Below are 19,715 nucleotides of genomic sequence, written 5' to 3'. Positions count from 1 at the left end.
TGGGAAAAGGGGTCTTGCCCCGATTAGGAGGAGTTGTAATGGAACGTTTTGCCAGTGTGGAGAGAAAGACGAATGAAACGGAAATCAGTTTGAAGTTTGGTGTGGACGGGGAAGGTAATTCCACCATTAAGACGGGCGTTCCGTTTATGACGCATATGCTTGATTTGTTCACGAAGCATGGGAAGTTTGATTTATCTGTAGATGCAAACGGCGATACAGAGGTGGATGATCACCATACAACTGAAGATATTGGCATTTGCTTGGGTCAAACGTTATTGGAGGCCCTTGGAGACAAGCGCGGGATAAAACGTTATGGAAATGCTTTCGTACCGATGGATGAAGCACTAGCCCAGGTTGTCATCGATTTAAGCAACCGTCCGCATCTTGAGTTCAGGGCTGAGTTTCCTTCACAAAAGGTTGGTACTTTCGATACTGAACTGGTGCACGAGTTTCTTTGGAAATTCGCTCTTGAAGCCAGGATGAACCTTCATGTAGTCGTTCATTACGGGCACAACACACATCATATGATCGAGGCAATATTCAAAGCGCTAGGACGGGCATTGGATGAAGCTACGACGATCGATCCCCGGGTCAAAGGCATCCCTTCAACGAAAGGAATGTTGTAAATGATCGGGATCGTCGATTACGGCATGGGGAATTTATTTTCTGTAAGTAAAGGGCTTGAGCGGCTTGGTGCTGATTCATTCATTTCCGATGACCCTGAAGAACTTTCAAAGTCGAAAGGGATCATTCTTCCTGGCGTGGGCTCTTTCAGGGATGCCATGAGTCTTTTGGAAAAACAAAAGCTGGATGAATTCCTGAAGGAATATGTAGCCGGCGGTGGGTATCTATTGGGCATTTGCCTTGGTATGCAGCTTCTATTTGATGAAAGTGAGGAAAATGGACCGGCAAAAGGATTATCTCTCATCCCGGGTAAAGTGGTTCGTTTTAAGGGAGTGGATGCGGATGACCAGGTTTATAAAGTGCCGCACATGGGCTGGAACCGCCTTGAATTTAAACACGAGTCACCAGTGAATCAGGGTCTGGAAGAGGAACATGTTTATTTCGTCCATTCTTATTACGCAGATACGGATGAATCATTTATTACTGCTTCAGCGACGTATGATGTGGATGTACCGGCAATTGTCGGTAAAGGGAATGTATTCGGCATGCAGTTCCACCCGGAAAAAAGCGGGAAGATGGGCATGTCACTTTTGAGAAATTATTTGTCATTAGTAGAAGGGAAGGAAAGAACATGAGCAACTTTACTATTTACCCGGCGATTGATATGCGCGGTGGCAAATGCGTCCGCTTAATCCAGGGAGATTACAATCAGGAAACCGTTTATGGCGATTCCCCCTTCGATATGGCTAAAAACTTTGCCGAACAAGGAGCCGATTGGATACATATGGTCGATCTTGACGGAGCTAAAGAGGGAGTTCGCATCAATGATTCATATGTGATTAAAGCTGCAAAGGAGTTAGGGGCACGAATTCAAATCGGCGGCGGTATCCGTACGGAACGGGATATATCCCATTATCTGGATAATGGAGTGGAACGGGTCATTCTGGGCAGCACGGCCGTTTCAGACCCTGATTTCACTAAAGATATGATAAGGAAATATGGAAGGCATATCGCAATCGGAATAGATGCGAAGGATGGCATGGTTGCCACACATGGTTGGCTTCAAACGTCTGGAACGCTTGCGATAGATCTTGGTAAAATACTGGCGGATGCTGGTGCAGAGACCTTTATCGTGACTGATATCGCGACAGATGGGATGCTTTCGGGTCCAAACGTGAAAGGTATATTGGCTATGGCGGAGGCAACTGGGAAAACCGTGATTGCTTCGGGAGGCATTAGTTCCCTGGAAGACCTTATCACTCTCAAAGAGTATGAAGCTCAAGGAATTGCAGGGGCAATCATTGGCAAGGCGCTTTATACGAATCGCTTTACTGTGGAAGAAGCACTAGAAAAGGTGCGTGGTTAAATGCTCACTAAACGAATTATTCCTTGTCTTGATGTTAAAGATGGGCGTGTAGTTAAAGGCATACAATTTGTTTCCCTTAGGGATGCTGGAGATCCGGTCGAACTTGCTGCCTTTTATGACCAAGAGGGTGCCGATGAGCTTGTCTTCCTTGATATTTCCGCTTCACATGAAGGCAGGGAAACGATTGTCGACGTCGTTCAAGCCGTTGCAGGCAGCTTGGCCATCCCATTCACAGTGGGTGGCGGTATCAATTCATTAGCGGATATGAAGAAGATCTTACGCGCTGGTGCAGATAAGGTATCCTTAAATACAGCAGCCATTCTGCGGCCGGATTTAATTAATGAGGGTTCAGATTATTTTGGTGCCCAATGTATCGTGGTCGCTATAGACGCCAGATATGAGGAAGAGATTGGATCATGGCGCGTATACACCCACGGCGGTCGAAAACCGACTGAATGGGAAGTGATCGATTGGGCGAAGGAAGCAGTCAGCCGTGGTGCAGGTGAAATTTTATTGACTAGCATGGATTGTGACGGGGAGAAACAAGGATTTAATATCGCTTTAACAAAAGCGGTATCTGAAGCTGTTTCGGTGCCGGTCATCGCCTCAGGGGGTGCAGGTAACGCTGGGCATTTCCAGGAAGCCTTTGAAGAAGGTAAAGCGGACGCAGCACTAGCCGCATCGATTTTTCATTATAAAGAAACATCCGTCAAAGAAGTCAAAGCGTTTCTCAAACAACAAGGAGTGGTTGTAAGATGAATCTTGAAACTATTAAATACGACGAAAAAGGTCTGATACCGGCAATTATCCAAGATGCCGGAACCGGAGAAGTGCTGACACTTGCTTACATGAATGAAGAATCTCTAAAATTGTCCATTGAAACGGGCGAAACGGTTTTCTTCAGCCGTTCGCGCAATGAATTATGGCATAAAGGAGCAACCAGCGGTAATACACAGAAAATCGTCGAAATGAAGTATGACTGCGATCAAGATGCATTGGTCGTTCGAGTCATTCCTGCAGGTCCTGCGTGCCATACTGGGGCAACAAGCTGTTTTAGCGAATCGATTTACCTAAACAGTGAAGCCCGGCAAGCCGTGAAGGTGAATGTGACTTTCTTGACGGAATTAGAAAAATTGATTGAAAAAAGAAAATCGGAAATGCCTGAAGGTTCATATACAACCTATTTATTCGAAAAGGGCGTTGATAAAATCCTGAAAAAAGTCGGAGAAGAAGCGGCTGAAGTGATCATTGCTGCTAAGAACCGTGATGCAGAGGAACTTTCCATGGAAAGTGCCGACCTCCTCTATCACTTATTCGTTCTACTTCAGGAACAGGAATTGCCTTTCCAAGCGGTGCTTGATGTTTTGAAGGCTAGACATTCCGATAAGGACGAACCCAAAGAAACCGAATGAATGGTGACTGCCCTCCGTCAATAGGAGGGCTTTTTTTACTTAAAAAGGATTTTATTCATGTAATTAAGACTATGAGCAACAATCTTGACTCCCCATTTAACCAGGAATATACTTCAATTCAAAAGTTGAAATGTTTTGCTTTTCTCTATGGATTTACAATAAGGGGGATACACAAATCAATGACCAAACTGTAAATGGTGTCCGGATGTCGCGTTTGGAGGAAAGAAAATAAGAGGAATGGGACGCTTCGGTAACCCTTGGGTAGTGGAGGGATTCACTGTAATTAAATGGATTTTCAAACAGAACATAGCTCGTCAATATCCTTTTGAAAAGCATTTCATCCAAACCGGTCCAATAGTATCCTGCCCCAATATTAACCAACCGATGGTTAAAATTCATGTAGGCTTTGCCAAATTTTTTCTTGAAGATTGAATGATGATTATCATTTTCCATTTTCTTGAATTGTTCGGCAAATTTACTCCAATATGTTATAATACTATGGTTAATCAACTTGTAGATGGAGGATTACATGAGTAAAGACTCTAAATTTGGCCAACAGGCAAAAATTCTAACTTTTCACCCAACAGGTGAGTATTATTTCACCAAGGGTTTAAAAGCTTATCATAGAAGAGAACTACCTAAATCAAAAAAATACCTGGAACGTGCGCTGGAACTTGAACCTGCAGAACCGATGATAGCCTGTCAATTGGCAATCACATGCTCGGAAATCGGTGAATATAATTATTCAAACAACCTCTTGGAAAACATCTTGGATGTGATGGATCCCTATATGTCGGAATGCCATTACTTCCTGGCGAATAATTATGCCCACTTAGGCATGTTCAAGGAGGCTTACCGTCACGCCAGTGCTTATCTTGATAAAGAAGAAGACGGGGAGTTCAGCGATGACGCAGAGGATCTGCTTGAACTGATAACTTTTGAGTCCGATGAGTCAGAAGAAAACCCCTTTAAGCATGATGGACTCATTACCAAACAGGAAAAAGCCCGTGAGTATCTGGAATCGGGGAATTTCCCGAAGGCAATCGAAGTCCTGAAAGAAACGATTGCCGAATACGAGGATTACTGGTCCGCTTATAATAACCTGGCACTTGCCTATTTCTATCTCGGTCAAGTAAATGAAGCTTTTGAAACACTGGAAGAGGTACTGGAAAAAAGTCCTGGAAATCTGCATGCACTTTGTAACCTTGTTGTTTTTCATCATTATCAACAGGATGAAGAAAAGGTTGAAGAGCTCATACAGATGCTGGAGAAAATTCGTCCGATGCTATCCGAACATCGTTTCAAGCTTGGAGCGACATTCGCTTTGATCGGAAACTATGCATCTGCATATAAATGGCTGAAAGTATTGCAAAAGCAAGGGTTCGAGGGAGATGGAACCTTCTACTATTGGCTTACCATTTCCGCTTTCCACTTAGGTCATGAACAGGCTGCCAGAAAGGCATGGAAAAAGGTCGTGGAAATGAACCCGGAAAAGGAAGGCATGGAGCCTTGGGGAGATATGAATGCGACTTCAGATGGTTTTGAACATCATTTTCCTTCTATTATAAAAAGGCTGGAAAGCGAATTCATCGAAGAAAGGCTGTTTGCCATTTTCCTTCTGAAACATTCGGTCCATAAACAGAAGCTATTGAAAAACCAGGTCCTCAACCTAAATCAGAATTTCACTGATTTGGAACGTGATTATGCAGACCTTGTGCAGACTCCCGCCAAAGATCGCCAATTAACACCGATTGATTTTGCCGATCGCACAGCTGAGCTATTATATCAGCATTTCCAACCGATACAATTAGATGAAGCCGGACTCTATTTAATGTGGTTTTCCGTCTTTATCGAAGCGGTGAAATCCGAGCAGAAGTTAAATAATCCAGCAGGCTGGGCATCTGCGGTGGAGTATGTGTGGAATCAGCTTAAAAATGAAAAGGCGAGCAAACAGGCAATCGCAGACAAACATTTCATATCGGTGTCCACCTTATCGAAGTACGTAAAGTTGGTTCAAACACTTCTGGGATGAGCAGATATTTGGACGAAAAATTATTTGTTATATAGGATAATAGGTAGGGAACACTAACGGTAGTGAAGGTTCCATTTGTAATGGAATATGGAGGAGTGAGAACATGTCTGAAAAAATTTATGACGTTGTTATTATTGGAGCTGGTCCTGCAGGGATGACGGCGGCTGTCTATACATCACGTGCGAACCTTTCAACATTGATGTTAGAACGCGGAGTGCCAGGCGGGCAAATGGCCAATACAGAGGAAGTAGAAAATTACCCTGGATTCGACACAATCCTCGGACCTGAACTTTCGACGAAAATGTTTGACCATGCAAAGAAATTCGGTGCGGAATATGCTTATGGTGATGTTAAGGAAATCATTGACGGTGAAGAGTATAAAACGATCAAAGCCGGTTCCAAGGAATTCAAAGCACGTTCAATCATTGTTTCATCGGGTGCCGAATACAAGAAAATCGGCGTTCCTGGCGAAAAAGAATTGGGCGGCCGCGGTGTATCGTATTGTGCAGTTTGTGATGGTGCATTTTTCAAGCAAAAGGAACTGTTCGTCATCGGCGGCGGAGACTCTGCTGTTGAAGAGGGCGTTTACTTAACACGCTTTGCTTCAAAAGTGACGATCGTTCACAGACGTGATGAACTTCGTGCTCAAAAGATTCTTCAAGATCGTGCATTTGCCAATGAGAAAATTAGCTTCATCTGGAATCATACTTTGAAGGAAATTAATGAAAAAGGCGGCAAAGTGGGCGGTGTCACTCTAGTTTCCACCGAAAATGGAGAAGAGACAGTGATGGACGCTGACGGCGTATTCATTTATATCGGAATGCTTCCGCTGACTAAACCATTTGAGAACTTGGGCATCTTGAATGCTGCAGGCTATATTGAAACGAATGATCGGATGGAGACACGGATTCCGGGTATTTTTGCTGCGGGTGACGTTCGGGAAAAAACTTTGCGCCAAATCGTTACAGCTACAGGTGATGGAAGCATAGCCGCTCAAGCCGCTCAGCATTATGTTGAGGAACTTCAAGAAAAGTTGCAGCCAAAAGCTTAATTTCATAAGAATCGTAATTCGCTTTTAACGAGGTTGTAACACGCGTGAAATAATGATTGGGTATAGTATGGGTAGAAGTTGACCCCCTTTAATTATAAACGTTTGAGGACACAGATTAAGTATCTGTGTCCTTTTTTTTGTCCTGCTTTAAGACCTGTATATTTCGTACCAATTTTTAGGTGATAACTTTTAATGTGAAGTAAGCCAGCCTTTTGCATTTAGGGAGGGAAAGTGGAGAAGAATAGGAGTTAAGCAGGAGATGAAGACTTACTCCGTACTTCCTTGCGAATGAATATTCGGCCAATGCAGGAAGTTTACTTTATTGTTAGCTCATTTCAAAGATAGTATAATGATAAGATATACTAAACATATATATCTTTCATAAAGGTAAGAAGATGTAAAATACAACTTGTTTGAACTATTAGCATTTGTAAATCGCCAAATGGAAATCTTGCGGCGGTTTAAGGATATGAACTGAATCTCTTCAACACGGAGGGTGAAGGTTTCTATAGTCGAGCAGAGGCCAATTGAGGTGAAGAACGTGCAACGTGTCACAAACTGTGTATTGATTAAGGATGATCAAATCCTCTTATTGAAAAAACCTAGACGCGGATGGTGGGTAGCTCCAGGCGGCAAGATGGAACCTGGAGAATCTGTACGTGATGCCTGTATTAGAGAATATCGCGAAGAAACAGGCGTTTATTTAAAAAACCCTTCCATCAAAGGTATTTTCACCTTCATTATGAAGGACGGGGATAAAGTTTTGTCAGAATGGATGATGTTCACTTTCTTTGCAACGGATTCCGATGGTGTCAATGTGGATGTTTGTGAAGAAGGGGAACTAAGCTGGCATCCGGTTGAAGATGTTAAAAACCTGATGATGGCTGAAGGTGATTTTCACATTCTGGACTATATGGTTCATGGAAGAGGAATCATTTATGGAACGTTTACCTATACGCCTGAGTTTAAGTTACTCTCTTATCGATTGGATCCAGGTTAATATTCACTTATAAAAAAGATTGTTATACATGGGGGCGGAGAACTATGAGTACAGGGCAGATGAGTGAAACGCAATTGGTCATCATTACCGGAATGTCAGGAGCAGGTAAGACAGTGGCGGTTCAAAGTTTTGAAGACCTCGGCTTTTTTTGCGTCGATAATTTGCCGCCCACACTATTGCCAAAGTTTTTGGAGTTAATGAAGGACTCTGGGAATAAGATGAATAAAGTGGCCCTTGTCATGGATTTGAGGGGGAGGGAGTTTTTTGATTCCTTATTTCTTGCACTGGATAATTTAACGGATACAGCTGCAGTATCACCAAGAATCCTTTTTCTTGAAGCGGATGATGATTCCTTGGTACGCAGATATAAGGAAACGAGAAGGACCCATCCTCTTGCTCCATTAGGTCGGCCATTGGAAGGCATTAAAATGGAACGGGAACTTTTGGACGAATTGAAGGGAAGGGCTCAGTTGATTTTTAATACTTCACAACTTAAACCGCGCGAATTGAGGGAGAAAATCGCTTCTGAATTTTCTGCGGATAAAAGTGTAGGTTTTACAGTCAATGTCATGTCCTTCGGATTCAAGCATGGTCTGCCCATAGATGCTGACCTTGTGTTTGATGTACGTTTCCTGCCAAATCCATATTATATTGACCATATGAGGCCAAAGACTGGTTTGGAACAGGAAGTGTCGAGTTACGTTTTAAAATGGAGTGAGACTCAAAAGTTCTTGGAAAAGGTGACAGATCTGCTTGCCTTCATGCTTCCATATTATAAACGTGAAGGAAAAGCACAGCTTGTTGTTGCGATTGGTTGTACAGGCGGTCAGCATCGTTCTGTAGCATTGACGGAGTATATTTCAAACCACTTCAAAAAAGATTACAGGGTTCAAGTATCACATCGCGATATCGAAAAAAGTAAGGGGAAAGCAGATGTTAGATAATAAGAAACAACCTAAGGTTGTAATCATCGGAGGGGGAACTGGCCTTCCTGTTTTGTTGAGGGGTTTAAAGAAACATCCAGTTGATATAACGGCAATCGTTACGGTAGCTGATGATGGTGGAAGTTCAGGTCGCCTTCGCGAGGATATGGATATCCCCGCGCCAGGTGATATCCGTAACGTGCTGGCTGCGTTATCGGATGTAGAGCCTCTTGTTGAACAAATGTTTCAACATCGCTTTCAAAGTAAAAATGAGCTGTCCGGGCATTCGCTGGGGAATTTGATACTTGCGGCTATGACCTCGTTGACTGGGGATTTTGTCCATGCAATCCAGGAAATGAGTAAATTCCTTAATGTCCGCGGTAAAGTGCTTCCGGCTGCCAACCAAAGCGTGGTTCTTCATGCGAAGATGGATGACGGAACGGTTGTTACTGGAGAATCCAAGATTCCCTTTTCAGGAAAGAAAATAAAAAAAGTATTTCTGTCTCCTCAACATATAAAGCCGCTCAGTGAAACTCTCCAGGAAATCAAGCAGGCAGATCTAATTGTCATCGGTCCAGGAAGCTTATATACTAGCATTCTGCCTAACTTACTTGTCCCGGGTCTAGGAGAAGAAGTTGCCCGTTCCAAGGCTAAGAAGGTGTACATTTGCAATTTGATGACACAAGCCGGCGAGACGCTGGATTATAGTGCGAGCGATCATATAAAAGCTATATATGACCATATGGGGAATGCATATATTGACAGGATACTTGTTAATAATGAAGAAATACCAACCGAAATTCAGCAACGTTATCAAGCTGAATATGCTAAACCGGTTATGTATGATGTGGAAAGTTTGAAAAGAATGGGTCTTGAGATCATACAAGAACGCATTTTCAGCTATGAAGGGAATGTAATACGCCATGACACGAAAAAAGTGGCGGATTTGCTTTATAATATGCTTGTAAATGAAACAAAAAGCCACATAGTTCCGTAGATATAAGCGGGGACGGTTTTTTGATTGATAAAAATAGATTACCTGCGTTCGATTGGGGGTGAAATGGATGTCTTTTGCTTCAGAAACTAAAAAAGAGCTTACTACATTAGAGGGAAAGGATTGCTGCGGAAAAGCGGAATTGTGTGCGCTTATCCGGATGAACGGATCCCTTTCATTTTCTAATCGGAAGCTTGTTGTGGATATTCAAACTGAAAATGCTGCGATTGCCAGAAGGATATATACGCTGCTGAAAAAAAGTTATGAGGTCCAGGTCGAGCTTTTGGTCCGTAAAAAGATGAAGCTTAAAAAGAATAATGTTTATATTGTCAGGATGTCATCAGGAGGGCAGCGGATTTTAACCGATTTGGAAATTTTAGGCGATGGCTTTGAAATTCTCCATGCCATATCCGATACTATTGTTGGGAAGAAATGCTGTAAGCGTTCATACCTAAGAGGTGCATTTCTTGCGGGGGGTTCGGTAAACAATCCGGAAACGTCTTCCTATCACCTTGAGATTTTCTCACTTTATAAAGAGCACAATGATGCCCTTTGTGAGCTAATGAATAAGTTTGGCTTGAAGGCCAAGACACTTGAACGCAAAAAAGGGTACATCATTTATTTGAAAGAAGCCGAAAAGATTGCCGAGTTTTTAAGTATAGTTGGTGCCCACTCAGCTTTATTAAGGTTCGAGGATGTACGGATTGTCCGTGATATGCGTAATTCAGTGAATCGACTTGTGAATTGTGAAACAGCCAATTTGAACAAAACGATTGGTGCCTCATTGCGCCAGGTTGAAAATATCCATTACATTGAGGATACGGTGGGACTAAGCATTTTACCGGATAAGCTTCGGGAAATTGCGGAGCTTAGGATAGCATTTCAGGATATAACCTTAAAGGAACTTGGAGAAATGGTATCCGGAGGAAACATCAGTAAGTCCGGAATTAATCACAGATTGCGAAAGATTGATGAAATAGCTGACAGGCTCCGTGGGGGAGAGGCTATTTCTGCGAAAAAATAAAGCTAACAGGGGAGATCAAGATGGTGGAAAAACAAGTTGAGGTAAAATTGAAAACGGGTTTACAAGCCCGGCCGGCGGCTCTTTTTGTACAAGAAGCTAACCGCTTTCATTCAGATGTTTTTCTTGAAAAAGAAGGAAAGAAAGTGAATGCAAAAAGTATAATGGGATTAATGAGCCTTGCCATCAGTTCTGGCGTGTCCGTGAAGTTAATCGTCGAAGGACGCGATGAAAAAGAAGCATTAGAGGCATTGGAAGAGTTCGTTCAGCAAGAGGGTTAAAAGAAGAGGATGCCTAAAAGTGCATCCTTTTCTTTTGTATTCTTCAGATTAAGAAAAAAGCTCCGAAAGTCGCTTAAGACGACTTCCGGAGCCTTTTTGTATAATAATTATTATTTAGAGTCTTTTTTATCATCAAGAGCGCTGCGTGTGATTACTTTGTCAATCAATCCATATTCAAGAGCCCTTTCGGAAGTCATGAAGTTATCACGCTCCGTATCTCTTTGAAGGACTTCAATAGGTTGACCAGTACGTTCTGCTAATATTTGGTTCAGTTTATCTTTCAAGTGAAGGATACGGCGGGCTGCAATTTCAATTTCAGTAGCTTGACCTTGAGCTCCTCCAAGTGGTTGGTGAATCATGACTTCACTGTTTGGCAACGCATAACGTTTGCCTTTTTCACCAGCTGCCAATAGGAATGCACCCATGGAAGCAGCCATACCGATGCATACAGTGGATACATTAGGTTTGATATATTGCATAGTATCGTAAATGGCCATACCGGAAGTGATGCTTCCACCGGGGCTGTTGATATATAGAGTGATATCTTTTTCAGGATTTTCTGCTTCTAAAAATAGTAATTGAGCTACAATTGAGTTGGAAACATTATCGTCAATTGCACTTCCTAGCATAATGATCCGGTCTTTTAATAAACGGGAGTAAATATCGTAGGCACGCTCCCCACGACTTGTTTGTTCGATAACTGTAGGAATTAAATTCATGTTCATTTCCTCCTTCGATTAAGAGAATCATTTAAATTCTTTATGTATGTATGATACACTTTTTGGTCAATTTAGGTCAAACAAAACAAACCCTATAATGGATAATTTGTTCGACAATTTTCTGGCCAAGGCTCCTTCCTGATAGATTGCTTTATATATTATGCCGCACAGGGATGAATTTCCACATTACCCATAATACCCAAAAGGCGAAGTTTTAAACCTGATAACCCTTGCAAAGGATGGGATTCTATCATATAATGAAGTCTGTCGAAAAAATATTTTCTATTACGCCCTCGTAGTGCAACGGATAGAACGCAAGCCTCCGAAGCTTGAAATGCAGGTTCGATTCCTGCCGAGGGCATTACCAATCTTCTGCTTAATAAAGTGGGGGATTTTTTATTGGCCATTTTTAAAAGATCGCATCAATTGGGTTCTTGCGGTTTTTGATGGATTTACTCGATTTCCGTAAAATTCCATCGAATCTTGCTATGTCAGCTTTCTTTGGAAAAAATTCGCCCACACCTTTGAAAAATGGTGATTTTTCAATAAAAGTAGTTGTGAAAATTGCATTTCTAACATATAGTATTTAAAACAAATACACTATTCAGAAAAAAACGTAAGCGTTTTCATGGGTTTTTGTGTAGAATTTTCTCCTGATAATGTAAAATGGAGTGGGGGAGGGATGAATCGATGAGTATGAATATGAAAGCAGGACTTTTTCAACAGCAAACATTAAAGATGGCAATGACCCAGGAGCTAATGCAGGCTATTACATTGCTGCAATACTCCTCACAGGAGCTATCGGCTTTCTTAGAAAATAAAATGGTGGAAAATCCATTACTGTCCCTAGATCAGCCAACATCGGCTTTATTTCAGCCAACCTTTGACCGGAAAAAGGGTAAACGTACTCTTAAAAATACGTATGATGCCAACTATTGGATTGAACAGATCAGTGAGGATACTCTATCGCTTGAACAGCATGTCATGTCCCAGGTGAATCACCAGCAACTTTCCGGTGAGCAGCAGAAGGCAATGCTGCTATTAATTCATAATCTTGATGAAAACGGTTACTTAAGGACTCAGCTGGAGGATATATGTGTTCCAGGAATTTCTTCAGTCGTGTTGGAAGAGAGCCTTTCGATTTTACAGCAACTCGAGCCACATGGAATTGCAGCAAGAAATCTCCAAGAGTGCCTTTTGCTTCAGGTAAAAGCAGAAGGGGTGAATCAGCTGGCAGAATCGATCATAGAAAACCATTTCCTCGATTTTGCTGAAAAGCGTTGGAAAGACTTAAGTAAGAAAATCGGTGTTACAATGAAGGAGATTCAAGAAGTATTTGATTATGTCCAGACGTTGAACCCGCGTCCAGCTTCACTATTTTTTCAGGAAAAACCTTCTTATATAGTGCCGGACGTGGTCGTGGAAGTTCGTGATGGGATACTGCTTGTCGGGAATTATGACGGCAACTCTCCCAATCTTAATGTGGATAAAGGGTATTTAAACCAAATGAAGAGCCATAAGGACCAGGGAGTGCAAAAGTTTATCCAGGATAAGTGGCAGGAGTATCAATGGATCTCTAGAGGGATTCAACAGAGAAAAGAAACGATACTGAAGGTTATTCAATGCATCGTCGAAAAACAGCCGGCGTGCTTTCATCATGGCTTGAACTATTTGAAGCCGATGACGATGAAGGAAGTCGCCGATGAGCTTGGTATACATGAGTCCACAGTAAGCCGGGCCGTTAAAGGGAAATACGTGCAGACGCCATTTGGCACGATAGAGATGCGGATATTTTTCACTACTTCTTTACAGTCAGTCGGCCTTGATGAGGATATGTCGGGCATGCAAGCAAAAAAGAGCCTCCAGGCAGCCATCAATGGTGAAAATAAACAAAAGCCGCTTTCGGATCAAGACTTGGCGGAACGATTGAAAGAGGAGCATGGAATTATCCTCGCACGTCGAACCGTTGCCAAATACCGGGAACAATTAGGGATCCCTTCTTCATCTAAACGAAAAAGATATGATTGAAAAGGATGAGTGGTTTGGAATCAAATGCGTTTGTTTTATATAGTCGGGATAAATGTCCATTATGTGATAAGGCCAAGCAGATACTTGAAGAAGTGAAATTTGAGTCAGGCATAGGATATAAGGAAATCGATATCCATACCGATGATGATTTGCTTGAGAAATTCGGCTTGATGATCCCTGTTGTAGAATGGAAAGATGATATCGTTCAATTCGGAAATGTTGATAAATCAGCTCTAAATAGGCTTTTGGAAAAATAATTTTTCAAATCATTTGAAGAAACATTCCGTTCCTGCTAGAATAAAATATGTAGCAGGAATATTTTTTTGTTTTAAGTGGGACAGAAAATGACTACGTGGGACATTGTGTGTCCAACCCAACCTTTTTTAGGAGTTTTAAAATATGCGTACATTACTCGAGGTACAAAGAAAATTATTACCTGATTTCCTTATGGTTATGCAAAAAAGATATGATATCCTGCGTTATATCAAAATGATGCAGCCAGTTGGAAGGCGAAGTCTGGCCGTGAGCCTTAATTTGACAGAGCGGACGCTTAGGAGCGAGGTTGATTTTCTGAAAAGTCAGAACCTGGTTAACATATTCAGTTCTGGCATGACGCTGACTGATGAAGGGATTGAAATCCTGGATAAGTTAGAAGGAATAATGCGTGAAGTAATGGGTATAGACATAATGGAACGGCAATTGCAGGATTTGTTGCAAGTGGACGAGGTCATTATTGTCTCAGGAAATTGTGACGAGACCCCATGGGTGAAAAAAGAATTGGGTAAAGCTTGTGCAAACCGTATGAAACGAGAATGGAATTCAAAGAATATCATAGCGGTCACTGGTGGATCGACAATGGCCGAAGTGGCTGATTCGCTGTCACCTGATGAAGCATCGAAGAAATTGACATTTGTCCCAGCACGCGGGGGAATTGGTGAAGCAGTGCAGAATCAGGCCAATACGATTGTCGAAAAAATGGCACATAAGGCGCAGGCCTCATACAGAGTGTTATATGTACCCGATCAATTAAGCGGTGAGGTTTATGCTTCCTTTATGAAGGAACCTGCAATCAAAGAAGTGATTTCCCAAATCAAATCTGCTGATATGATCATTCATGGAATTGGTGACGCCATGGCGATGGCAGAGAGAAGAAATTCTCCGCCAGAAATGTTAAAGAAGCTGTTAGATGGAAATGCTGTAGGAGAAGCATTCGGTTATTATTACGATGAAAACGGAAAAGTCGTTCATAAAGTTTTGACGGTCGGCATCCAGTTAGATGATCTTAGCCCTGAAAAGCGAGTGATAACTGTGGCAGGTGGGAAAACTAAAGCTAAGGCTATCCGTTCTTACATGAAAGGCGCGCCTTCATCAACCGTTTTGATCACGGATGAAGCAGCGGCACAAGAGTTAATTCAGGGGAATTACACCCCTTAATATATTTGTGAACTTTAAAGGAGGAATTTTTCATGGCAGTAAAAGTTGGAATTAATGGTTTTGGACGTATAGGACGTAATGTATTTCGTGCAGCATTGAGTAATCCTGAGGTGGAGATCGTTGCTATTAACGACTTAACGGATGCTAATATGCTAGCGCATCTTCTTCAATACGATACAATTCATGGATCTCTTAATGAAAAAGTAACAGTTGATGGGGATTATCTTGTTGTTGATGGTCTTAAAGTCAAAGTATTGGCTGAACGTGATCCTGCACAATTAGCATGGGGTGAACTAGGAGTAGAAGTAGTTGTAGAATCTACAGGACGTTTCACAAAACGTGCAGATGCAGCTAAGCATTTAGAAGCTGGTGCGAAAAAAGTAATCATCTCTGCTCCTGCATCTGATGAAGATATCACAATCGTCATGGGTGTAAACGAAGACAAATATGATGCAGCAAACCACCATGTTATCTCTAATGCTTCTTGTACAACGAACTGCTTAGCTCCATTTGCAAAAGTGCTTCATGAACAATTCGGAATCAAACGCGGTATGATGACTACTGTTCACTCATATACAAATGATCAGCAAATCCTTGATTTGCCTCATAAAGATTACCGTCGTGCACGTGCAGCTGCTGAGAATATCATTCCTACAACAACTGGGGCAGCAAAAGCTGTTGCACTTGTCCTTCCTGAACTTAAAGGGAAATTGAATGGTATGGCAATGCGCGTACCTACTCCAAACGTCTCTGTTGTCGACCTTGTTGCAGAACTTGAAAAAGACACAACAGTTGAAGAAGTGAATGCAGCATTTAAAAAGGCTTCTGAAGGCGAACTAAAAGGAATTCTTGAGTACAGCGAACTTCCGCTAGTATCAACTGACTATAACGGTAACCCATCTTCTTCTACAATCGATGCCCTTTCAACAATGGTAATGGAAGGAAACATGGTTAAAGTATTATCTTGGTATGATAATGAAACTGGATATTCTAGCCGTGTTGTTGATTTGATCGACTATTTGGCTAAAAAAGGATTGTAATTAGAATAATTAAAAAAACCTCACCAAGGTGAGGTTTTTTTAATCACACCTCTAAAAAAACTTGGCAGAAGATGATATTATTAGTAAGTCATTAATCGGTCAAGCGTTTACATTTCTTGTTTTTGGATAATTTCCTGGAAACCGACTATAATGAAAAAGAGAAAAGGGGAGTTGGGATATTTACCCTCTCCCTTTTTGACTAAAAGAATCAAAAATATGATAACAATATCTAAGGGGGTTCTTGGATTATGAATAAAAAGTCGATTAGAGACATTGAATTAAAGGGGAAACGCGTATTTTGCCGTGTTGATTTCAACGTGCCGATGCAGGACGGGAAGATCTCGGATGATACGAGAATCAAAGCTGCACTTCCGACGATTTCCTATCTGACGGAACAAGGCGCTAAAGTCATTTTAGCTAGTCACCTTGGCCGCCCTAAAGGACAAGTCGTTGAAGAATTGCGTTTAGCTCCTGTTGCGGAAAGACTAAGCGAACTTAGTGGAAAAGATGTGCAAAAGGCTGAGGAAGCTTACGGTGATTCCGTTCAATCAATCATTGATAACATGCAAAATGGCGAGATCCTGTTGTTGGAAAACGTTCGTTTCTATCCAGGAGAAGAGAAGAATGATCAAGAATTGGCGAAGTCATTCGCTGCACTGGCGGATGTATATGTAAATGATGCATTCGGAGCTGCGCATCGTGCACATGCTTCAACTGAAGGAATAGCACACCATCTCCCAGCTGTTGCCGGATTGCTGATGGAAAAAGAACTTTCTGTGCTAGGAAAAGCGTTATTCAACCCGGAACGTCCTTTTACAGCTATAATTGGCGGAGCAAAAGTAAAGGATAAGATAGGCGTTATCGAAAACCTTTTGGAAAATGTCGATCACTTGATCATTGGTGGTGGACTGGGTTATACATTTATTAAAGCGCAAGGTCATGAAATCGGTAATTCTTTATTGGAAGAAGACAAAATAGAATTGGCCAAGTCTTTCATCGAAAGCGCAAAAGAAAAAGGCGTAAAATTGCATTTGCCTATCGATGCGGTCGTAACAGCTGAATTTTCACCTGATGCAGAGACAGAGAATGTCGATATCGATGCTATTCCAAGTGATAAAATGGCTCTGGATATCGGTCCGAAAACAAGTGAATTATTTGCGGATGTAATCAAAGGATCCAAGCTTGTCATATGGAATGGACCAATGGGAGTATTCGAGTTCGATAAATTTGCTAATGGAACGAGAACGGTTGCTGAAGCATTGGCGGAAGCAAAAGATACTTACAGCATTGTAGGCGGAGGGGATTCGGCCGCAGCTGCTGAAAAGTTTGGCTTAGCAGAAAAGATGTCCCATATTTCAACAGGCGGCGGTGCATCTCTTGAGTTCATGGAAGGCAAGGAATTGCCTGGTGTTGTGGCCTTGAACGATAAATAAGCGTAAACCGTTACATATTTCAACTTTAGAAGGGATGATAAACCAAATGCGTAAACCGATTATTGCAGGAAACTGGAAAATGAATAAAACACTATCTGAGGCGACTGCCTTTTTAGAAGAAGTGAGCAATTTGATTCCAAAGCAAGATTTAATCGATACGGTTGTATGTGCTCCAGCCTTGTTTTTGGATCAACTGGTTCAAGCAGCAAAAGGAACCGATGTGAAAATCGGGGCGCAGAACATGCACTTTGAAGAAAGTGGTGCTTTCACGGGAGAAATCAGCCCGATCGCTTTAGCTGATCTTGGTGTATCCTACGTCATACTTGGTCATTCCGAACGCCGGGAAATGTTCAACGAAACGGATGAAGCCGTTAATAAAAAAGCGCATGCCGCTTTTGCCCACCGGATGACCCCTATCGTTTGTTGCGGTGAAACACTTGAGCAAAGGGAAGCTGGCGAAACGAATGATTTCGTTGGAAGCCAGATTGAAAAAGGCTTAGCTGGATTATCAGACGAACAATTGAAACAAGCCGTCATTGCATATGAGCCGATTTGGGCGATTGGAACAGGAAAATCGTCATCTGCTCAAGATGCAAATGAAGTTTGTGCACATATCCGTTCTGTGGTTGCTGACAAATTTTCAAATGAAGCAGCCGCTGCCATCCGCATCCAGTACGGTGGCAGTGTAAAACCTGAGAATATTAAAGAGTACATGGCACAACCTGACATTGACGGTGCGTTGGTAGGCGGGGCTAGCTTGAAAACCGATTCCTTTTTACAATTGCTGGAGGCTGGTCACTATGAGTAAGTCGCCTGTGGCACTTATCATCTTGGACGGTTTTGGCTGCCGTAACGAAGAAGAAGGAAATGCTGTTTTTCATGCGAAAAAACCGAACTTTGACCGTTATTGGGAACAGTATCCGCATTCCCATTTAACTGCAAGCGGGGAAGCGGTCGGCTTGCCTGCCGGTCAAATGGGTAACTCGGAAGTGGGCCATTTGAATATCGGGGCAGGACGGATCGTTTATCAAAGTCTGACCCGTGTTAACCTGGCAATCCGTGAAGGGGAGTTTGCAGAAAACCCAACTTTGGTCGATGGCATGAGCCATACCAAGAAAAAAGGGACGGACCTTCATCTTTTCGGTCTTCTTTCAGATGGCGGCGTTCACAGTCATATTGAACATATGTATGCCCTGCTGAAATTGGCCGCTAAAGAAGGAGTTAAAAATGTATATGTACATGCATTTTTAGATGGACGTGATGTCGGACCTAAAACGGCGCAAGGTTATATTAAGGAAGCGGAAGCGAAAATGAAGGAAATCGGTGTTGGTCAGTTCGCGACCATTTCAGGAAGGTATTATTCGATGGACCGTGATAAACGCTGGGAGCGTGTGGAGAAGTCCTACCGTTCTATGGTGTATGGTGATGGACCTTCTTACCCTTCTGCCATGGAATGTGTCGAGGATTCCTATGAACATGGTATTTTTGACGAATTCGTGATACCTTCAGTCATAACGGCGGAAGATGGTAAACCGGTGGCGACGATTAAAGATGATGATGCCGTCATCTTTTATAACTTCCGTCCAGACCGGGCGATCCAGATTTCGAATACGTTCACGAACGAGGACTTTCGCTCATTTGACCGCGGTCCTGGACATCCGAAGCATCTTCATTTTGTCTGCTTGACACATTTTTCGGAAACAGTTGACGGATATGTTGCTTTTAAGCCGACAAATCTTGATAATACATTAGGGGAAGTACTTTCCCAAAACCAGCTTACCCAGCTTCGTATCGCTGAAACTGAAAAATATCCGCATGTGACGTTTTTCATGAGCGGCGGACGTGAAGAGAAGTTTCCTGGTGAAGAGAGGATTTTGATTAATTCTCCGAAAGTAGCTACATATGATTTACAGCCGGAAATGAGTGCTTATGAATTGACTGATGCATTGATGGAACAAATTGAGGCTGACCGCTTCGATGCGATCCTCTTGAATTTTGCCAATCCGGACATGGTTGGTCATTCAGGGATGCTTGAGCCTACCATTAAAGCGATTGAAACCGTTGACGAATGCCTAGGCAGGATAGTCGATTTAATCGTCTCAAAAGGCGGTACGGCCATCATTACAGCTGACCATGGGAATGCTGATGAAGTCGTAACGCTCGAAGGCAACCCAATGACAGCCCATACAACGAATCCTGTGCCTGTCATTATCACTAAAAATCAGGTAACATTAAGAACAGGTGGAATCCTAGGCGATTTAGCTCCAACGATGCTTGATTTGCTTGGAGTCGAAAAACCTGTTGAAATGACAGGGAAATCCCTATTATCTAAATAAAATTGTGAATTGGAAAAGGAG

The 19,715-nt window shown here is 42.3% G+C and carries 20 protein-coding genes, 1 tRNA gene and 1 pseudogene; 21 read left to right on the top strand and 1 reads right to left on the bottom strand.

Annotation, left to right across the window (positions count from 1 at the left end; all coding sequences use genetic code 11):
- The first annotated feature begins 38 nt into the window (after positions 1 to 38).
- The 13 genes and pseudogenes from hisB (at position 39) to QUF78_RS25910 (ending at position 10,704) form a co-directional block, all read left to right on the top strand.
- Positions 39 to 626 carry an imidazoleglycerol-phosphate dehydratase HisB gene (hisB, locus tag QUF78_RS25970; protein WP_289314416.1) on the top strand — a complete coding sequence of 196 codons (588 nt, stop codon included), beginning with the start codon at positions 39 to 41 and terminating at the stop codon, positions 624 to 626.
- Positions 627 to 1,259: an imidazole glycerol phosphate synthase subunit HisH gene (gene hisH, locus QUF78_RS25965; protein WP_289326950.1), complete on the top strand. Its 633-nt coding sequence runs from the start codon at positions 627 to 629 to the stop codon at positions 1,257 to 1,259.
- Entirely contained in the window at positions 1,256 to 1,990 is a 735-nt protein-coding gene (hisA, locus tag QUF78_RS25960) for a 1-(5-phosphoribosyl)-5-[(5-phosphoribosylamino)methylideneamino]imidazole-4-carboxamide isomerase (protein ID WP_289326949.1), read from the top strand. Before hisH ends, hisA begins: the two co-directional genes overlap by 4 nt.
- A complete protein-coding gene (gene hisF / locus QUF78_RS25955; RefSeq protein ID WP_289314419.1) occupies positions 1,991 to 2,749 on the top strand; it encodes an imidazole glycerol phosphate synthase subunit HisF in 759 nt (252 codons plus the stop codon).
- Positions 2,746 to 3,402, top strand: a complete 657-nt coding sequence (gene hisIE / locus QUF78_RS25950) for a bifunctional phosphoribosyl-AMP cyclohydrolase/phosphoribosyl-ATP diphosphatase HisIE (protein ID WP_289326948.1) — start codon at positions 2,746 to 2,748, stop codon at positions 3,400 to 3,402. The genes hisF and hisIE overlap by 4 nt, the downstream gene beginning before the upstream one ends.
- A 139-nt stretch (positions 3,403 to 3,541) precedes the next feature.
- A pseudogene (locus tag QUF78_RS25945) lies at positions 3,542 to 3,729 on the top strand (aldehyde dehydrogenase); the annotation flags it as partial.
- Positions 3,730 to 3,931: 202 nt separating this feature from the next.
- On the top strand, positions 3,932 to 5,434 hold the full coding sequence (locus QUF78_RS25940) for a tetratricopeptide repeat protein (protein ID WP_289326947.1): 1,503 nt from the start codon (positions 3,932 to 3,934) through the stop codon (positions 5,432 to 5,434).
- 103 nt (positions 5,435 to 5,537) lie between these two features.
- The gene (gene trxB, locus QUF78_RS25935) at positions 5,538 to 6,485 is read left to right on the top strand and encodes a thioredoxin-disulfide reductase (protein ID WP_289326946.1); all 948 of its coding nucleotides are present in this window, start codon (positions 5,538 to 5,540) and stop codon (positions 6,483 to 6,485) included.
- A 541-nt stretch (positions 6,486 to 7,026) separates the two neighbouring features.
- A complete protein-coding gene (locus QUF78_RS25930; RefSeq protein ID WP_289318268.1) occupies positions 7,027 to 7,485 on the top strand; it encodes an NUDIX hydrolase in 459 nt (152 codons plus the stop codon).
- Positions 7,486 to 7,529: 44 nt separating this feature from the next.
- Positions 7,530 to 8,429, top strand: coding sequence for an RNase adapter RapZ (rapZ, locus tag QUF78_RS25925; RefSeq protein ID WP_289314423.1), 900 nt, complete (start codon positions 7,530 to 7,532; stop codon positions 8,427 to 8,429).
- On the top strand, positions 8,419 to 9,405 hold the full coding sequence (locus QUF78_RS25920; protein ID WP_289326945.1) for a gluconeogenesis factor YvcK family protein: 987 nt from the start codon (positions 8,419 to 8,421) through the stop codon (positions 9,403 to 9,405). Before rapZ ends, QUF78_RS25920 begins: the two co-directional genes overlap by 11 nt.
- A gap of 67 nt (positions 9,406 to 9,472) precedes the next feature.
- Positions 9,473 to 10,426, top strand: coding sequence for a DNA-binding protein WhiA (gene whiA / locus QUF78_RS25915; protein WP_289314425.1), 954 nt, complete (start codon positions 9,473 to 9,475; stop codon positions 10,424 to 10,426).
- Between the two features lie 20 nt (positions 10,427 to 10,446).
- On the top strand, positions 10,447 to 10,704 hold the full coding sequence (locus QUF78_RS25910; RefSeq protein WP_048688029.1) for an HPr family phosphocarrier protein: 258 nt from the start codon (positions 10,447 to 10,449) through the stop codon (positions 10,702 to 10,704).
- A gap of 110 nt (positions 10,705 to 10,814) precedes the next feature.
- Here the strand turns inward: QUF78_RS25910 and clpP are convergent, their stop codons facing one another.
- Positions 10,815 to 11,423 (bottom strand): ATP-dependent Clp endopeptidase proteolytic subunit ClpP, encoded by a 609-nt coding sequence (clpP, locus tag QUF78_RS25905; protein ID WP_289314426.1) that lies wholly within the window; start codon positions 11,421 to 11,423, stop codon positions 10,815 to 10,817.
- Between the two features lie 289 nt (positions 11,424 to 11,712).
- On the opposite strand from clpP, the gene QUF78_RS25900 reads away from it, so the two are divergent.
- The 8 genes from QUF78_RS25900 to gpmI all read left to right on the top strand — a co-directional run bounded on the left by QUF78_RS25900 (position 11,713) and on the right by gpmI (position 19,694).
- Positions 11,713 to 11,784: transfer RNA gene (locus QUF78_RS25900), tRNA-Arg, on the top strand.
- Between the two features lie 329 nt (positions 11,785 to 12,113).
- Positions 12,114 to 13,451, top strand: coding sequence for an RNA polymerase factor sigma-54 (rpoN, locus tag QUF78_RS25895; RefSeq protein WP_289326944.1), 1,338 nt, complete (start codon positions 12,114 to 12,116; stop codon positions 13,449 to 13,451).
- Between the two features lie 5 nt (positions 13,452 to 13,456).
- Positions 13,457 to 13,708, top strand: coding sequence for a glutaredoxin family protein (locus QUF78_RS25890; protein ID WP_289318269.1), 252 nt, complete (start codon positions 13,457 to 13,459; stop codon positions 13,706 to 13,708).
- Positions 13,709 to 13,850: 142 nt separating this feature from the next.
- Complete coding sequence (locus QUF78_RS25885; RefSeq protein WP_289326943.1) at positions 13,851 to 14,885, top strand: sugar-binding transcriptional regulator; 1,035 nt, start codon at positions 13,851 to 13,853, stop codon at positions 14,883 to 14,885.
- A 32-nt stretch (positions 14,886 to 14,917) separates the two neighbouring features.
- On the top strand, positions 14,918 to 15,925 hold the full coding sequence (gap, locus tag QUF78_RS25880) for a type I glyceraldehyde-3-phosphate dehydrogenase (protein ID WP_289314429.1): 1,008 nt from the start codon (positions 14,918 to 14,920) through the stop codon (positions 15,923 to 15,925).
- A 248-nt stretch (positions 15,926 to 16,173) separates the two neighbouring features.
- Positions 16,174 to 17,358, top strand: a complete 1,185-nt coding sequence (locus QUF78_RS25875; protein ID WP_289326942.1) for a phosphoglycerate kinase — start codon at positions 16,174 to 16,176, stop codon at positions 17,356 to 17,358.
- Positions 17,359 to 17,404: 46 nt separating this feature from the next.
- Complete coding sequence (tpiA, locus tag QUF78_RS25870; RefSeq protein WP_289314431.1) at positions 17,405 to 18,166, top strand: triose-phosphate isomerase; 762 nt, start codon at positions 17,405 to 17,407, stop codon at positions 18,164 to 18,166.
- Entirely contained in the window at positions 18,159 to 19,694 is a 1,536-nt protein-coding gene (gene gpmI / locus QUF78_RS25865; RefSeq protein ID WP_289326941.1) for a 2,3-bisphosphoglycerate-independent phosphoglycerate mutase, read from the top strand. Before tpiA ends, gpmI begins: the two co-directional genes overlap by 8 nt.
- The last annotated feature ends 21 nt before the right edge of the window (positions 19,695 to 19,715 follow it).

Origin of the sequence: Peribacillus sp. ACCC06369 (assembly GCF_030348945.1) — a bacterium.
Lineage (GTDB): Bacteria > Bacillota > Bacilli > Bacillales > DSM-1321 > Peribacillus.
Note: the sequence above shows the minus strand (reverse complement) of the source record. Positions and strands in the feature narration are given on the sequence as shown.

Bases quoted from the DNA above. Each gene is read 5' to 3' on its own strand.
- hisB (WP_289314416.1), top strand. From the start codon at position 39: ATGGAACGTTTTGCCAGTGTGGAGAGAAAGACGAATGAAACGGAAATC.
- hisH (WP_289326950.1), top strand. From the start codon at position 627: ATGATCGGGATCGTCGATTACGGCATGGGGAATTTATTTTCTGTAAGT.
- hisA (WP_289326949.1), top strand. From the start codon at position 1,256: ATGAGCAACTTTACTATTTACCCGGCGATTGATATGCGCGGTGGCAAA.
- hisF (WP_289314419.1), top strand. From the start codon at position 1,991: ATGCTCACTAAACGAATTATTCCTTGTCTTGATGTTAAAGATGGGCGT.
- hisIE (WP_289326948.1), top strand. From the start codon at position 2,746: ATGAATCTTGAAACTATTAAATACGACGAAAAAGGTCTGATACCGGCA.
- QUF78_RS25940 (WP_289326947.1), top strand. From the start codon at position 3,932: ATGAGTAAAGACTCTAAATTTGGCCAACAGGCAAAAATTCTAACTTTT.
- trxB (WP_289326946.1), top strand. From the start codon at position 5,538: ATGTCTGAAAAAATTTATGACGTTGTTATTATTGGAGCTGGTCCTGCA.
- rapZ (WP_289314423.1), top strand. From the start codon at position 7,530: ATGAGTACAGGGCAGATGAGTGAAACGCAATTGGTCATCATTACCGGA.
- QUF78_RS25920 (WP_289326945.1), top strand. From the start codon at position 8,419: ATGTTAGATAATAAGAAACAACCTAAGGTTGTAATCATCGGAGGGGGA.
- whiA (WP_289314425.1), top strand. From the start codon at position 9,473: ATGTCTTTTGCTTCAGAAACTAAAAAAGAGCTTACTACATTAGAGGGA.
- QUF78_RS25910 (WP_048688029.1), top strand. From the start codon at position 10,447: ATGGTGGAAAAACAAGTTGAGGTAAAATTGAAAACGGGTTTACAAGCC.
- clpP (WP_289314426.1), bottom strand. From the start codon at position 11,423: ATGAATTTAATTCCTACAGTTATCGAACAAACAAGTCGTGGGGAGCGT.
- rpoN (WP_289326944.1), top strand. From the start codon at position 12,114: ATGAGTATGAATATGAAAGCAGGACTTTTTCAACAGCAAACATTAAAG.
- QUF78_RS25890 (WP_289318269.1), top strand. From the start codon at position 13,457: ATGAGTGGTTTGGAATCAAATGCGTTTGTTTTATATAGTCGGGATAAA.
- QUF78_RS25885 (WP_289326943.1), top strand. From the start codon at position 13,851: ATGCGTACATTACTCGAGGTACAAAGAAAATTATTACCTGATTTCCTT.
- gap (WP_289314429.1), top strand. From the start codon at position 14,918: ATGGCAGTAAAAGTTGGAATTAATGGTTTTGGACGTATAGGACGTAAT.
- QUF78_RS25875 (WP_289326942.1), top strand. From the start codon at position 16,174: ATGAATAAAAAGTCGATTAGAGACATTGAATTAAAGGGGAAACGCGTA.
- tpiA (WP_289314431.1), top strand. From the start codon at position 17,405: ATGCGTAAACCGATTATTGCAGGAAACTGGAAAATGAATAAAACACTA.
- gpmI (WP_289326941.1), top strand. From the start codon at position 18,159: ATGAGTAAGTCGCCTGTGGCACTTATCATCTTGGACGGTTTTGGCTGC.